We start from the raw sequence: 15290 nt of genomic DNA on the forward strand, positions 1-15290 counted from the left end.
CCGATATCAATAAGTAGCTACAACTTCCGGTTTCCCGGTTCTGAGGGACTTGTCAATTGCGATGCACGCAGACATCGTCCTGAATACGTCCGCTTCCTCGACCGCAGCCTTGCCCTTTCCGAGAATCGCTTCAATGAAACCTGGAATCAAATCACCCTTGGCCGTCCCCGGATAGGCGGACGTTATGGATTGAGGAGTCTCTTGCGGGTCACGGCTTCTAATCAAAACTCCACCTCCAATGCCATTTTCGAATGTTCCCTCGGTGCCGTAGAGCGCGATCTTGTGGAAATGCGGATAGACACATCCGAAGTTGGCAGCGACTTTGCCGATTGTTCCATCGTCGAAGCGCAGCCACGCCATGACCATGTCCGGGGTTTGGAAAGCAGCGCCAGCGCTACAGACCTTGTTGCCAACCGCGCTGACTTCGATCACTGGGGAATCCACCATCCAGATCAGCAGGTCGATCATGTGAATTCCACCGCCAAGCATTACGGAATAATCGAGGATATCGCCTCGCCAACCTGTAAGCACCTTGTGCAGTCGGCCGTAATTGTAATCCGCCTCGACGCAGTATAGCTGGCCGAGCTCTCCTGCCCGGACTCGGTCATGGACATCACGAAATCGCTCGCTCATGCGAAGAATCGTATTGGTCGACAGGCGAACTCCGGGGTTCCGGTCGAGAGCATCCCGAATGGCCCCGAGTTCCGCCTCATTCATGCATAGAGGTTTTTCCGAGAAGACATGCTTACCTCCCGTAATTGCACGGACGACCTGCGCCGCATGATGATGGTCGTAGCTCGCGATCGACACAACGTCGATATCATCGGCAGCAAGAAGCTCGTCAGCCGATTCGGCGATGCGGCAACCCGGATGCGTTCTGCTCGCAGTGGCGCGCTTTTCCGGATTGGTGTCGCACAGCGCTACTACCTCGACACCGGCAGCCCGATAGCCCAAGACATGCTGTTCGCCAACACCCAGCCCGATAACTCCGGCGCGGAGCGGCCTCATGCGCGACCACCATCCAGACGCCTTTGCGCCGCGACAATCTCTGCCAAACCGTGGCGCCAGTAAGGTTCGTCCAAAAGATCGAGCAATGCCTCGAGGCGCGACATGTCTTCCGCCGTGTCTACAGACAACTGCATGTCGCCAAGCAACTCCGTATGTTCAATGCTGATGATGCGGCCTCCGTCAGGGTGCTTGTAAAAAGACTCCGTAACGTGCTCCTTTTCGGTCGGCGACATTCCGTCTAAAACTCGGGTACGCAGAGCTTCGACGGAAACGACTTCGATCGACTGTCCCTTCGGGAAGGTCCTTCTTGCTACATTCGTGACAAGGTCTGGCCGATCAGACTCCCGAAACACCGACACCAACCTGTCAACCAAAGTGCTGTCAATCAACGGGCTATCACCACTAATACGCACTAAGGCCTGCGCGCCGGCCTCGTCGGCTGCACCCAACAAACGTGAGGCAACATCGTCCAGCGACCCGCGATAGCACGGCAGACCTGTTGTCTCGGCGAATGCCACGACCGGGTCATCACTTTCCTCGCGCGAGGTAGCAAGCACTATTCCATCGAGTTGACGACAGTGGCGCAGACGCTCCGTCAGGTAGGTGAGCATCGACCTTCCACGCACCATTCGCAGAATCTTCCCCGGCAAGCGCCTTGACGACATGCGGGCCTGGATGACTGAAACAATCTTCATCTCAATTTCGCACCGCGACCATCCGTCGTTCTGCGACAGATAGACGAGCTGCATCAAGAACCCGCCATACCGCTTCGCCATCCGCAAAGGACGGCAAAATGGGAGAGCGGTCCTTCCCGCTGACCACCGATACGAAATCCGCGGCGAGCTGCCGAAAACCGTCAATACGATGGTCTGCAGAATCGATGCTGTCGGCGATAGTCAACACGGTTTCACCGTCACCGGCCAACTGCAGCGTCAGCTGTTTGGTATCGGAAGTGAAGGGTGGCGCATGATGAAAGCGGACGCAACCCCTGTCTCCGTAGACTTCTATCCTGTGCCCGATCCCGGCAGGCTCGGCGTTCGAAACAGCAAAGCGACCCATTGCACCGTTCTCGAAAATACAGTGCATATCGCAACTGTCGGGCGCCGTCGCGGGCTTAAAGCCGCCGAGCCCATCCGGCCGCTGACGCACTCGGGTCGCCGTCGAGCACCACAGTTCGCGTATGGACTCACCGACAACTGCGTGAGCATAGTCAATGACATGGCAACACCAATCGACCAAGACGCCACCTGCCGAATCAATGTCATGGCGCCACGACCATGTGCGGGCGGGATTCAGTCCGGTCGCCACCAGCCAGGTCACGTCGATTCGGGACACGCACCCGATCTGGCCGGCACGAACCAGATCGATCATCTGCCGCAAGGCATTGTCGTATCGGAACTCATAACCGAGCGCCGTCGTAAGTCCGTTTCTCCTGGCGATGCGATCCAGACCGGATATGTCTTCCAACCCGCTGCCGAAGGGCTTTTCGCACAGAACGTGCTTGCCTGACGCGAGGGCCGCACGAACCAACTCCGACTGATACAAGGCGGGCACGGCAATACTCACCGCGTCCACGCCGGCCCACCCGACCAAGGCGTCACCACTATCGAAAACCTTCGCTTTCAATCCTTGGTTATCGGAAATTCTCCGGGCGCGCCCCGACCCCCCGTCGGCAAGTGCGGTGACGATTACGTCCGGAAGGTCCACGAAGGCAGGAAGGTGCACGTTCGCGCCATAGCCCATCCCTGCAATACCAACGCGGATCATCGCTGCTCGCAACCGGAATTCGCCGATTCAACCTTCATGAATGCGGACTTCGGGCAAGGGAAGAACGATCTTCGACTTGAGCCCCTTTTCGCGCAGCTTGCGGATTATCGGTTCGGCATAGTGCCAGGAGAGCATCACGGCATAATCCGGCTGCTCATCAAACATGCGTTTTTCATCGACAATCGGAATGTGCATTCCTGGCAAGAACAGGCCCAGCTTCAGGGAAGTCGACTGCTCGGCAATGTAGGGCATCAGATCGGTGTTGACCCCGGTGTAATTCAGCAGGGTGCTGGCTCGTCCAGGGCAACCGATACCCACCACCGTCTTGCCTTCGCAACGAGCATTAACCAGTAAGGCCAGAAGATCGCGCCGTACCTTGTGCACTTGGTTCGCAAATTTGTCATAGACTTCAGTACCGTATAGCCCGGCAGTGGCCTCCTTGGCCAGCAACTGGGAGACATTGTTCGATACCGGAAGGTTTGTGCCCTTGCTGGCGAAGACTCGGATGGAGCCACCGTAGTTTTCGATCCGCTCGACATCCGTAACGGTGAAGCCATATTGATCGAACAATCGGACCAAGGATTTCAATGAGTAGTAGCGGAGGTGCTCGTGGTAGATAGAGTCGTACTGGAAGGTCTCCAGTAGATCCAGCAGGTAATGCGATTCGGTGACGAAGACTCCGCCATCCTGAAGGAGCTTGCTGACACCGCGTATGATGCTGCCGAGATCTGAAATGTGCGCAAAAACGTTGGTTGCCGCGATGGCGCCTGCAGGCCCATGGCTTTTGAGGATATGCTCTGCCAAGTCTTCATTGAAGAAGGCTTGCAGGGTTTCGATCCCCGCTTCGTTCGCAATGTTGGCGATGTTCGTTGCCTCGACGCCCAGCACGCGCATCCCCCGCTCCTTGAAGGCCTTCAGAACCGTTCCGTCGTTCGAGCCGATATCCATGCACAAGGTGCCGGGTGAAAATGGAAAGCGCTTCAAGGTCGATACCGCCGTGGTGCTCAGTTTCTCAACCAGAGTCGGCGTAATCCCGCTACGATAAGGGTACTCGGCAAAGAACAGAACCTCGGGTGCGACGATGTAGTCGATTTGGGCTAGGGAACAATCGCGGCAGACTTGGAAGCGCAGGGGGTAGGTTTGTTCCGCCAGATCAAGGTGCTTCGGCCAGAGTAGGCTGTCGCAGGGTGACTGGTGCCCCAAGTCAATTACCTCATGGAGGTTCGTTCCGCCGCAAACTTGACAGTAGTTGATCTTGCCTAAGGGAAGGTCGTGATGTGTTGTCATTGCATGACTCCTGCTTTTGCTGATGGCTCGAAGGCTGACCTGTCCTGTTGCGCTCCAGAAGCCAGCGCAATCATGTCTACGAAAGCCTGGGCCGCGCAATCAGGCGAATAATTCTCCAGATAAACGCGCTCCGCTCGATTGATTATTTCTTCGCAGGCGGCGGGTTGCTCGTAAGCGAATCGCATGCGGTCCACAAACTCCAGCGCATCTCTGGCCAACAAAGCAGTCTGCCCATCGACCAATTCCGGGTTGCCTCTGGCGGCGTTGGCGTGAGATACCACCAAGGCCCGCTTGGCCCAGGCCGTAATGATTCGGCTTCGATTGCCTACCGGCACATCGAGAGGCGTGATTACGGCATGGCATTCAGCCATGCGCTGCAAGAGGTCATCGATAAAACCCTCGAAGGCAAATTCAGGGCGCGCAGCGATCTCGCCCACCATCCAGCCCCTCGGCGAAGCGGCGCCACCCACGATGACGCTAAACCCGTTCGCCCCCCACAACTCGATCAGCCGCGGGTAAACCTTGTCGAGCAAGAAATGTAACGAAGAGCGCGACCCCAATCCAACCAGGTTGCCGAAAAACAGGAAGGTCGGCCTCTTCGCCGGGCTACGCTCGATATTGCGGTCTACAGCACCCTGATTGGGCCAAGGATAGGGCAGAAAGGTCGAACGCAAACCCAATTTCTGCAATGTCGCCACAGACGAATGCGATGAAACCACAATCCGGTCAAATGACTTCAATGCCTTTCTGTATATTTTCTTCCACTCATTGCTCTGCGCCAACGCATATGGAAGCCACCGATACGCCTTCCAATCTTCGCGCATGGAATAGCGATAGTTATACCAGTTCGATTCGAAAAGCAGATCCCCGAGCCATACCAGTTTCAATCGAGCATGCATTGGAGCCACCAGTCCGGCCATCGCCACATCAAAGGCGAGAATCACATCCGGCTTGAATTGTTCGACAGAGAACGGAAGCGACGGGAATTGATCGAACCTCGTGATGACGCCCCACTTTTCCGGGATCAGCGATCGATCGCCCTGAAGGCATAGAAGCTGGAAGCGGCCAATTGAGGCCAATGGTTGCTGGTATTCAGCCAAAGCCTTAGTGTCGGCACCGTGCGCAGCAATGACGATACCGAGAACGTCATGCTCAGCCTCAACCAGAGCATGAATGTAGTGGTAGAAGAGCACTGCGCTTGCCCCCACTGTCGGGTGCGGGATGCCTTCGGTAATCACGACAACACGCATAGCCGGAGTCATGCGCAGGGAACCCGATGGAGGAGAGCCGGCACCGTTCATTTGGACAGATTCTCCACAGCGATAAGGGGAGCCTTGCGGCGCAGAGTTATCCACAGGGCCGCCGCCTGCTGGTTCATCAAGCGGGGGGCGAGCTGCCCGGTGGCTAACCCGGACGTCATGCCACGAGCCTCTCTTGCGGTAGGCCGATATAGTAAACAGTAGCGAGCTTTTCCATTAAGTGACTGGTGCGGCCGGCGGGTGTTGAAGTCTCGTTTATTCGTGATAGTCCATGGTCTTGAAGCCATGCTTCTTGACCAGTTCGTCGCGTTCGGCGGCCTTCAGGTCTTCGCGCACCATCTCGGCGACGAGTTCGGCGAAGGGAGTCTTCGGCGTCCAGCCAAGCTTCTCCTTGGCCTTCGTCGGGTCGCCGAGCAGGGTTTCGACCTCGGCAGGACGAAAGTAACGGGGATCGACTTGTACGATGCACTTGCCTTGGGCATCGTAGCCCTTTTCGTCGATTCCCTCTCCTTTCCAGATGGTCTGGATGCCGAGTTCTTTGGCAGCGGCATCGACGAAGTTGCGCACGCTGTACTGCACACCGGTAGCAATAACGAAGTCTTCGGGCTGTTCCTGCTGCAGCATCAGCCATTGCATTTCAACGTAGTCTCGTGCATGGCCCCAGTCGCGCTTGGCATCCATGTTGCCCAGATAAAGACAATCCTGCAGTCCGAGCTTGATGCGTGCCAGGGCCCGGGTGATCTTTCGGGTAACGAAGGTTTCGCCGCGAACAGGGCTCTCGTGGTTGAAGAGGATGCCGTTGCAGGCATACATACCGTAGGCTTCGCGGTAGTTGACGGTGATCCAGTAGGCGTAGAGCTTGGCGACGGCATAGGGGCTTCGTGGGTAGAAGGGTGTGGCTTCCTTCTGGGGGATCTCCTGGACGAGGCCATAGAGTTCCGAGGTGCTGGCCTGGTAGAACCTCGCCTTCTTTTCGAGGCCGAGGATGCGAATGGCTTCGAGGATGCGCAGGGCACCCAGAGCATCGGAGTTCGCGGTGTACTCGGGTTCCTCGAAACTGACCGCGACGTGGCTCTGCGCGGCAAGGTTGTAGATCTCGTCGGGCTGGACTTGCTGGATGATTCGCACCAGGCTGGAGCTGTCGGTCATATCGCCATGATGGAGGACGAAGCGACGATTCTTCTCGTGCGGATCTTGGTACAGATGGTCGATGCGGTCGGTATTGAAAAGGCTGGTGCGGCGCTTGAGGCCGTGCACCTCGTAGCCCTTGTTCAGCAGAAACTCGGCCAAATAGGCACCATCCTGGCCGGTAACGCCGGTAATCAGAGCAACCTTGGTGGATACGGTCATGGTGTCAATCCTTCAGGGATTCGAAAAAACTGGAATAGGCTTTGGCGATGCCCTCTCGCAGAGGGGTTCTGGCCTGCCAACCTAGCTCGGCCATGCGGGAAACATCGAGCAGTTTTCTCGGTGTGCCGTCGGGTTTGCTGCTGTCGAAGACGATTTTGCCGTTGAAACCGACCACGTCCTTCACTATCTTGGCAAGTTCGTGGATTGTCACGTCATGGCCACAGCCAACGTTGTAGAGAGCATCGCCGATTTCGTGCTCCATCAGGAAGACACAAGCATCGGCCAAGTCATCCACAAAGAGAAATTCGCGCCGGGGACTGCCGGTACCCCATACGACGTACTCGGCATCGCCTCTCAGCTTGGCCGTATGCGCCTTGCAGATCAAAGCCGGCAGCACATGGCTGTTGGCGAGGTCGTAGTTGTCATTGGGGCCATACAGGTTGGTAGGCATGATGCTGACGAAGCGCGTACCGTATTGCCGATTCATGCTTTCGCAGAGCTTGATGCCAGCGATCTTGGCGATGGCGTAGGGTTCGTTGGTCTGTTCCAGCGGGCCGGTCAGCAGATACTCTTCATTGATCGGCTGCGGGCAATCGCGTGGGTAGATGCAGCTGGAGCCGAGAAAGCAAAGATTCTTGATGCCAGCCTTTAGAGCGCCCCAGATGATATTGTTCTGGATGGTTAAGTTCTGGTAAATGAAATCGGCACGGTAGGTGTTGTTGGCTTGGATGCCGCCCACTTTAGCCGCCGCAACAAAGATGTAATCATGCTTTTCGGTCTGCAGGAAGTCGAAGACGGCCCGCTGGTCGAGGAGATCGAGTTCCTGATGAGTGCGCGTTACCAGATTGGTGTAGCCGGCGGCGTGCAGGCGGCGAACGATGGCCGAACCGACCATGCCACGATGGCCGGCGATGTAAATTTTCTTATCGACAATAGCTATCTTCGGTCCGAGCATTTCTGTCCTCGTTCATGAAGCCGCCAAGCTGCACCTCGATGATTTCGAGCGGAATAGTGCCGGGGGTCACCAAGCGGTGGATTCCGCCGAGGAGAACGTTGGCGAGTTGATGTTCCGAAAGAAAATGATTCTATCTCCGCAGGCGATTTCGGCCGTTCCCTTGTCGACGACCCAGTGCTCCGCCGGTGATGGTCTCTTTGCAGCGACATGCTGCCTGGACGGCTGCAAAGGGTGGCTGGAGCAACCCGACCGGTCATACCAGAACAGTCCCCTCAATCATTGCTCTTGGCGCTTCGGACATCTCTGCTTTGAGCTTTTCAATCTCTTCACGCAATACCTCATACTCCTCCAACTTGCGATTGAGAAATCGCGCCGTCAGTTTGGATTTCTCAGAAATGCCCGCTGGCGTGAGCAAATAGGCATACCGAAATTTGTGTCTGCTCTGGCTGAAGTTCTGCATTTTGATCCAACCTTTTTCCACTAGGGCCCGGAAGCAGTAATTGATGCTGCCCAGACTGATACCCAGCTCCTTGGCCAGCGCGCGCTGACTGAGGTCTGGAGTCAGGTGCAAACGGCGCAGCACTTCGAACTGGATTTCCTCTTGGAAACCAGCGAGTCGTTGTGTTGGGGGCGGGAGGCTCAAGGTGCTTTAGGCACGCTACCGCCATGCCGTTTCACGATCGGCAAGCGCGGTCTGCGGGGTATGGCGGGGAAGTCCGAAGGATAGCAACGCAACTGACGATGCTGCGGAACGTTCGATGAACGAACGAATGTTGCCACACCGTCACGACTTTGAGCAATGATTTTTGCCAAACAAATAGGCTTGCTGGGCTCAAGCCACACTTTCAGAAGCAAGCTGGGCGTACTTCTTAGCTCGCTTTTCGTAGGCTGGTCGGTGCCACGCGCACAGTGACCGGCTTGCTCAGCATCTCGATGAGCACCATGACCCGACGCTCGCCGTCAGACATCTGATAGATGCCCTCGATGCCGACAAACGCCCCTTCGGTCAGACGCACCCGCTCTCCGGGCTTGAACAGGGGCTCTGGTTCGCCCTGCACGGCAGCTTCTTGCGCTCGCAGGAGCTCAATCAGTCCATCCGCGATTTTGGCAGGCTCAACCCCAAAGCTCACCAGCCGGCTGACGCCTGTAGTCGACCGGATCGGGGACCAACTTTTGGCCGAATCCCCCTGGCCCAGACGAATGAAGAGGTAACGCGGAAACAGCGGCTCGTCCGTCACCATAAGGACGCGCTGACGGAGCTTTTCTGAGGGGAGGGTCGGAAGGTAGCACTGATACCCTTGTTGCTCGAGGTTGTCCAGCGCGCACTTTTCCTGTCTTGGCTTGGTATGAATCAAATACCAGTGCATTACCACCCCCAATGAATACCTTCGTAAGGACCATTCTAAACCTCGGGTTGCTAGGCATCAATGACGTAAAATGGCGGCAATTACAACATGATGCCGGGTAGTTGCCGTGGCTTTGACTGTTTCTAACCTGATTCCAAGGCGTCTGGTCGCTTTCCTGCACGACATCGCTGCTCTAATGATCTGTTGGTACGTCGCCCTCTGGCTTCGCTTCAACCTCGAACTTCCGGATGAACAGTTCCGTGGCGGCTATCTGATCCTGGCGCTTCTTGTCGTTGTTCATGCCCCTATTTACTGGTTCATGGGCCTTTACCGCGGCATTTGGCGTTTTGCCAGTGTGATGGACCTGCGTCGAATCATCGTGGCGGTTTCTCTTGCTGCAATGGGGGTTACGGCCGCGATACTGATGTTCCGCATTCCTGCGGTTCCCCGTTCGGTTCTAGTACTGCATCCGATGCTGCTCATTCTGGTTATGGGCGGTAGCCGGTTCGCTTATCGCGCCTGGAAAGATCACGCGCTTTACGGCCGAATTGCCCTGAACGGCGAGCCGGTGCTCGTCCTCGGGGCGGGCAATGCGGCAGAACGCTTGCTGCGTGAGCTTGATTATTCGCAGGACTGGAAGGTTGTCGGTTTGCTCGAAGACGGAGCAGGTCGGGCGGGCCGAGAAGTACGTGGCCGGAAGATTCTGGGTGCGGTGGCAGACATTGCCGTGTGGGCAGAGAAGCTCGATGTCAAAAGGGCCATTGTCGCGATGCCTGAAGCGAGCCTGGCTGGTCGTCGGAGAGCCATGGAAGCTGCTATGCAGGCAGGGTTATCGGTTCTGACGGTGCCCAGTCTGGAAGACTTGCTCAGCGGCAACGTGGCAGTTTCCCAGATGCGCCAGGTGCAATTGGAGGACTTGCTTGGGCGGGAGTCTGTTCAGCTGGATGACGGCGGGCTACTCGACTGGCTGGGTAAACATGTGGTCCTGGTCACGGGTGCCGGGGGATCGATCGGGTCGGAATTGGTGCGCCAGATTGTACGTTTTCAGCCCCGACTACTGGTGCTATATGAGCTTTCAGAATTCGCGATGTATCAGATCGAGCAGGAGTGCCTGACGAATTTCCCGACGATCCCGATTGCCTGTGCCGTCGGTGATGTCAAGGACAATCACCGACTTGATCAGATATTTGCCGCGTATCGACCGACGGTCGTTTTCCATGCCGCAGCTTACAAGCATGTGCCGCTTATGGAAGGTGAAAACTCCTGGGAGGCGGTTCGCAACAACGTGATGGGGTCCATGCGCGTGGCAGAGGTGTCGCAACGCTATGACGTTGAAGAAGTCATCCTGATTTCGACTGACAAGGCGGTCAATCCGACAAACGTCATGGGGGCGACAAAACGCCTGGCAGAACGAGTGTTGCGTGGTTTGCAGAAGTCGGATGGGACCCGGTTTATCACTGTTCGTTTCGGTAACGTGCTGGGCAGTACCGGCTCGGTGATACCGAAATTTCGCGAGCAGATTGCACGGGGTGGACCAGTGACCGTAACGCATCCGGACATCATTCGCTATTTCATGTTGATTCCCGAGGCGGCGCAACTTGTACTTCAGGCCGGCCTCATGGGGCAGGGCGGGGAGATTTTCGTTCTCGAAATGGGTGAGCCGATCCGCATCGCCGATCTGGCGCGCGACATGATTCGACTGACAGGCTTCACCGAGGATGAAATCAGGATAGAGTTTACCGGGCTGCGGCCGGGAGAAAAGCTTTACGAAGAGCTGCTGACGGACAGCGAACATACGCTGCCAACTCCCCATCCGAAACTGCGTGTTGCACAGGCTGAAGCCGCACCGGATAATGACTGGTTGCTAGACCTTGAGAGCTGGCTGGACGAGCCGGCGCCAGCAACGTCGAATGCGCTAAAGTTACGGCTAAAGGAATTCGTGCCAGAGTATTCTCCCCAGCTATGAACTGCAGGTTGGGCATTGATCGTTTGGAATATTTCTGCGCGTCAGCGGTGTGCAGGACACGACAGAGAGCCATAAAATGACAACAAACAATCGCAAGGGAATCATCCTCGCCGGCGGCTCGGGTACCCGGCTGTATCCGGCGACTCAGGTTCTCTCCAAGCAGTTGCTGCCGATCTTCGACAAGCCGATGATCTACTACCCGCTGAGCACTCTGCTTCTGGCGGGAATGCGCGACATTCTGATTATTTCGACTCCGCAGGACACTCCGCGTTTTGAGCAGTTGCTTGGCGATGGCAGTCAGTGGGGAATTAGTCTCAGCTATGCTGTGCAAGCCTCGCCCGACGGCTTGGCCCAAGCATTCCTTATTGGCGAGCCGTTCATCGGCAGTGCGCCTTCGGCATTGGTACTGGGCGACAATGTATTTTACGGCCACGACTTTGCCGGGCTGTTGCAGGATGCAGCGGCCAGTCAGGACGGAGCGACGATCTTCGCCTACGCGGTCAATGATCCCGAACGCTATGGCGTGGTCGAATTCGACGCGCTGGGTCGCGCCGTCAGCCTGGAAGAAAAGCCGCAGGCACCCAAATCGCGCTACGCCGTAACGGGCCTCTACTTCTATGATAATCAGGTGGTCGAGTTGGCGAAAACAATCCGGCCCTCAGCGCGTGGCGAGCTCGAAATCACTGATCTCAATTGTCTCTACATGGAACAAGGCAAGCTCAACGTCCGGACCATGGGGCGTGGTTACGCTTGGCTAGATACCGGCACGCACGAATCGATGCTGGAAGCCAGCCAGTTCATCCATACCATCGAGAAACGTCAGGGACTCAAAGTTGCCTGCCCCGAGGAAATCGCCTGGCGGAACGGCTGGATCGATGATGCGCAACTAGAGAAAATGGCGCAGACTCTGGCTAAATCGGGCTACGGCCAATACCTTACGGGTTTGTTGCGCGACAAGGTGTTCGTATGAAAGTGACGGCACTGGGCATTTCCGACGTTCTCCTGATCGAGCCGAAAGTTTTCGGTGACGAGCGCGGGTTCTTCTTCGAGAGCTTCAATCAGCTGGCTTTTAACGAGGCGACGGGGCTGGATGTCTATTTCGTTCAGGACAACCACTCCAGGAGTGCCAGGAACGTGTTGCGCGGCTTGCACCATCAACTCGCACCCAAAGCGCAGGGAAAGCTTGTGCGTGCCGTTGTCGGCGAAGTATTCGATGTGGCCGTTGACATCCGCGAGGGTTCGCCGACTTATGGGAAATGGGTTGGCGAGGTTCTTTCTGCAGAAAACAAGCGGCAGATGTGGATACCACCGGGTTTTGCCCACGGATTTTTTGTGCTCAGCGAATACGCGGATTTTCTTTACAAGGCGACTGATTATTATGCGCCGGAATTCGAACGCGGTATTCTCTGGAATGACCCGAACTTGGCCATCACCTGGCCACTGACGGGAACGCCGGTAGTTTCGGCAAAGGATGCACAGAACGCCCCACTAGCTATTTGACGCTAAACCGTCGGCCTGAAAGCGGGCTCATCCGGGGTGCCCTCTTGGCCGAGATTTGAAGATTCCATCCTGCCACGGCAACTTGCGGTGGCAGGCTCAGCGGTTAAAATACGGCTCTTCTGGAATCAAGGACCACGACGTGAGCAACGCTCTGAAAACACCTTCCACCGCGGCGCCTGCGACCAATTTCATTCGCAACATCATTGATGCTGATCTGGCGGCCGGCAAGCACGCTCAACGACGCTGGTCCGGCAAACCCGGGCTCGGCGATCAGCAGAAAGCCGGTGAGCCGGATGCGGCAAGAATTCGTACCCGCTTTCCGCCGGAGCCGAACGGCTATCTCCATTTCGGCCATGCCAAATCGATCTGCCTGAACTTCGGCCTGGCGCTGGATTATGGTGGCCGCTGTCATTTGCGTTTTGACGACACCAATCCGGAGAAGGAAGAGAAGGAATACGTCGATTCAATTATCGACTCGGTGCGTTGGCTTGGTTTTTCATGGCAAGACGAGGTCGAGGACAATCTGTACTACGCTTCCGACTACTTCGACTGGATGGTGGCCTGCGCCGAATCCTTGATTCGATCGGGAAACGCCTACGTCGACAGCCAGAGCGCCGACGAGATGCGCGCCGGTCGCGGCACGCTGACCCAGGCCGGCCAGGATTCGCCTTACCGCAATCGCAGCGTCGAAGAAAACATGGATCTCTTCAAGCGCATGCAGGCTGGCGAGTTTCCGGATGGGGCGTACATCCTGCGAGCAAAAATCGATATGGCCTCGCCCAACATCAACCTGCGCGACCCGGCAATCTATCGCATTCGTCATGCGACGCACCACAATACGGACGACAGGTGGTGCGTCTACCCGATGTACACTTTCGCGCATCCAATCGAAGACGCGCTGGAAAACATCACTCATTCGATCTGCACCCTGGAGTTCGAGGATCAGCGGCCTTTCTACGACTGGCTGCTGGAGCGACTTGCGGAAGACAATCTGTTCCAACGGCCGCTGCCACAACAGATCGAATTTTCGCGACTGAACCTGACCTACGTCGTGCTATCAAAGCGCAAGCTGATCCAGCTCGTCGATGAAAAACACGTAGCCGGTTGGGACGATCCGCGCATGCCGACGCTGGTCGGTGCGCGTCGGCGTGGTTATACCCCGGAGGGTTTCAGGCTCTTTGCCGAACGCGTTGGCGTATCCAAATCGGATTCGCTGATCGAATACGCGCTGCTGGAGGAGGCCATGCGCGAAGTGATGAATGAATCCGCCGAACGTCGCATCGCCGTGCTCGACCCCTTGAAACTGATCATCGACAATTACCCGGAAGGACAAAGCGAGGATTGCTTCGCGCCCAACCACCCGCTCAAACCGGAACTCGGCAAACGCGCCATGCCTCTGGGTCGCGAATTGTGGATCGAGCGCGAGGACTTCATGGAGGTGCCGAGCAAGGGCTACCGCAGGCTGTATCCGGGAAACAGCGCCCGCTTGCGCTATGGCTTTGTGGTCCAGTGCACCGGCTGCGACAAGGACGCGAACGGCAAGGTCATCGCCGTCCATTGTGATTACATGCTCGACTCGAAGAGCGGAACTCCAGGTTCTGATAACTACAAGGTCAAGGGCAATCTGCACTGGGTCTCGGTGGCGCATGGCCATGCCGCCGAAGTACGGCTTTACGATCGCCTTTTCTCCACACCGGCGCCCGGTAGCCGGCGCGAAGGCTACCCGCCAGAGCAGGAGCGCGACTTTCTTGACGATCTCAACCCGAACAGCGTGAACGTCATCCAGGCCTGGCTTGAACCGTCGCTCAAGCAAGTCGGACCGGAAGATAGCTTCCAATTCGAACGGCATGGTTACTTCGTCGCTGATCGCTTCGACTCGAAGGATGGCGCACCGGTATTCAACCGTACGGTGACATTGAAGGATTCGCCGGCGAAAAACGCATGAGCTTTATCGAATCGCTCAACGCCGCCTGGATCAAAAACAACTCATTACTCTGTGTTGGCCTGGACCCCGACCCGGCGAAATTTCCGGCACATCTCAAGAGTCGGCCGGAAGCGATTTTCGAGTTCTGCGCACGCATCGTCGACGCCACCGCCGACCTTGTCTGCTGCTTCAAGCCACAAATTGCTTACTTTGCTGCGCAGCGTGCCGAAAACCAGCTCGAAGCGCTGATTGCTCATATCCATGCAACTCACCCCGGTATTCCGGTCATACTCGATGCCAAGCGCGGCGACATAGGCAGTACCGCCGAACAGTATGCCGTCGAAATTTTCGAGCGTTACCAGGCTGACGCCATCACGGTTAATCCGTACATGGGGCGCGACTCGGTCGAGCCGTATCTGGCTTACCCGGACAAGGGTGTCATCCTGCTCTGCCGGACGTCCAATCCCGGTGGCAGTGACCTGCAATTCCTCAATGTCGGAATGGCCGATCAACCCGAAAAACTTTATGAGCGCGTGGCCCGACTCGTGGCGCGCGAATGGAACGCCAATGGACAATGCGCGCTGGTTGTCGGCGCTACTTTCCCCGGCGAAATTGCCCGAGTGCGTGAGATCGTCGGCGATCTACCGCTGCTTGTTCCCGGCATCGGTGCGCAGGGCGGTGACGTACAAGCCACCGTACAGGCAGGCCGCACCGCCAGTGGCTGCGGCCTGATGATCAACTCATCGCGCGCCATCCTCTACGCCGGTATCGCGGATGATACGGAAACGGGCTTCGCCGATGCCGCCCGCCGTGTTGCTCTGGAAACCCGCGATACGATCAACCGCTATCGCTGACCAGCCAGGCTCGTTCCACGAGCCACAATAAGCTATTCCTTGATCGCTTCGACAGCGATGTCGATGGTCACTTC

At 56.9% G+C, this 15290-nt stretch carries 15 protein-coding genes; 5 read left to right on the plus strand and 10 right to left on the minus strand.

What is annotated here, in order from left to right; all coding sequences use genetic code 11:
• Positions 1-6: 6 nt before the first annotated feature.
• The 10 genes from PROAA_RS12165 to rfaH all read right to left on the minus strand — a co-directional run bounded on the left by PROAA_RS12165 (position 7) and on the right by rfaH (position 8993).
• Positions 7-1008 carry a Gfo/Idh/MocA family protein gene (locus tag PROAA_RS12165; RefSeq protein ID WP_186411596.1) on the minus strand — a complete coding sequence of 334 codons (1002 nt, stop codon included), beginning with the start codon at positions 1006-1008 and terminating at the stop codon, positions 7-9.
• Positions 1005-1784, minus strand: coding sequence for a cytidylyltransferase domain-containing protein (locus tag PROAA_RS12170; RefSeq protein ID WP_342669219.1), 780 nt, complete (start codon positions 1782-1784; stop codon positions 1005-1007). Before PROAA_RS12170 ends, PROAA_RS12165 begins: the two co-directional genes overlap by 4 nt.
• Complete coding sequence (locus PROAA_RS12175; RefSeq protein ID WP_186411598.1) at positions 1705-2775, minus strand: Gfo/Idh/MocA family protein; 1071 nt, start codon at positions 2773-2775, stop codon at positions 1705-1707. The genes PROAA_RS12170 and PROAA_RS12175 overlap by 80 nt, the downstream gene beginning before the upstream one ends.
• A 27-nt stretch (positions 2776-2802) precedes the next feature.
• Entirely contained in the window at positions 2803-4062 is a 1260-nt protein-coding gene (locus tag PROAA_RS12180) for a class I SAM-dependent methyltransferase (RefSeq protein WP_186411599.1), read from the minus strand.
• Positions 4059-5363 (minus strand): glycosyltransferase, encoded by a 1305-nt coding sequence (locus tag PROAA_RS12185; RefSeq protein WP_186411600.1) that lies wholly within the window; start codon positions 5361-5363, stop codon positions 4059-4061. The genes PROAA_RS12180 and PROAA_RS12185 overlap by 4 nt, the downstream gene beginning before the upstream one ends.
• A 213-nt stretch (positions 5364-5576) precedes the next feature.
• Positions 5577-6671 (minus strand): GDP-mannose 4,6-dehydratase, encoded by a 1095-nt coding sequence (gmd, locus tag PROAA_RS12190; protein WP_186411601.1) that lies wholly within the window; start codon positions 6669-6671, stop codon positions 5577-5579.
• A 4-nt stretch (positions 6672-6675) separates the two neighbouring features.
• Positions 6676-7626: a GDP-L-fucose synthase family protein gene (locus PROAA_RS12195; RefSeq protein WP_186411602.1), complete on the minus strand. Its 951-nt coding sequence runs from the start codon at positions 7624-7626 to the stop codon at positions 6676-6678.
• Positions 7595-7696, minus strand: coding sequence for a hypothetical protein (locus PROAA_RS19420; protein ID WP_425394015.1), 102 nt, complete (start codon positions 7694-7696; stop codon positions 7595-7597). Before PROAA_RS19420 ends, PROAA_RS12195 begins: the two co-directional genes overlap by 32 nt.
• Positions 7697-7879: 183 nt before the next feature.
• Positions 7880-8269, minus strand: coding sequence for a MarR family EPS-associated transcriptional regulator (locus PROAA_RS12205; protein ID WP_186411603.1), 390 nt, complete (start codon positions 8267-8269; stop codon positions 7880-7882).
• A gap of 226 nt (positions 8270-8495) precedes the next feature.
• Positions 8496-8993: a transcription/translation regulatory transformer protein RfaH gene (gene rfaH / locus PROAA_RS12210; RefSeq protein ID WP_186411604.1), complete on the minus strand. Its 498-nt coding sequence runs from the start codon at positions 8991-8993 to the stop codon at positions 8496-8498.
• Between the two features lie 106 nt (positions 8994-9099).
• Between rfaH and PROAA_RS12215 the strand changes: the two genes are divergently transcribed.
• From PROAA_RS12215 to pyrF, 5 genes are all read left to right on the plus strand, one after another.
• Entirely contained in the window at positions 9100-10938 is a 1839-nt protein-coding gene (locus PROAA_RS12215) for a polysaccharide biosynthesis protein (protein WP_245664261.1), read from the plus strand.
• 76 nt (positions 10939-11014) lie between these two features.
• Positions 11015-11908: a glucose-1-phosphate thymidylyltransferase RfbA gene (rfbA, locus tag PROAA_RS12220; RefSeq protein WP_186411605.1), complete on the plus strand. Its 894-nt coding sequence runs from the start codon at positions 11015-11017 to the stop codon at positions 11906-11908.
• Entirely contained in the window at positions 11905-12438 is a 534-nt protein-coding gene (rfbC, locus tag PROAA_RS12225; protein WP_186411606.1) for a dTDP-4-dehydrorhamnose 3,5-epimerase, read from the plus strand. The genes rfbA and rfbC overlap by 4 nt, the downstream gene beginning before the upstream one ends.
• 139 nt (positions 12439-12577) lie before the next feature.
• Positions 12578-14383, plus strand: coding sequence for a glutamine--tRNA ligase/YqeY domain fusion protein (locus PROAA_RS12230; RefSeq protein WP_186411607.1), 1806 nt, complete (start codon positions 12578-12580; stop codon positions 14381-14383).
• Positions 14380-15216, plus strand: a complete 837-nt coding sequence (gene pyrF, locus PROAA_RS12235; protein WP_186411608.1) for an orotidine-5'-phosphate decarboxylase — start codon at positions 14380-14382, stop codon at positions 15214-15216. The genes PROAA_RS12230 and pyrF overlap by 4 nt, the downstream gene beginning before the upstream one ends.
• Positions 15217-15290: the final 74 nt, after the last annotated feature.

It is taken from the genome of Candidatus Propionivibrio aalborgensis, from assembly GCF_900089945.1.
In the GTDB taxonomy this organism is placed as follows: domain Bacteria; phylum Pseudomonadota; class Gammaproteobacteria; order Burkholderiales; family Rhodocyclaceae; genus Propionivibrio; species Propionivibrio aalborgensis.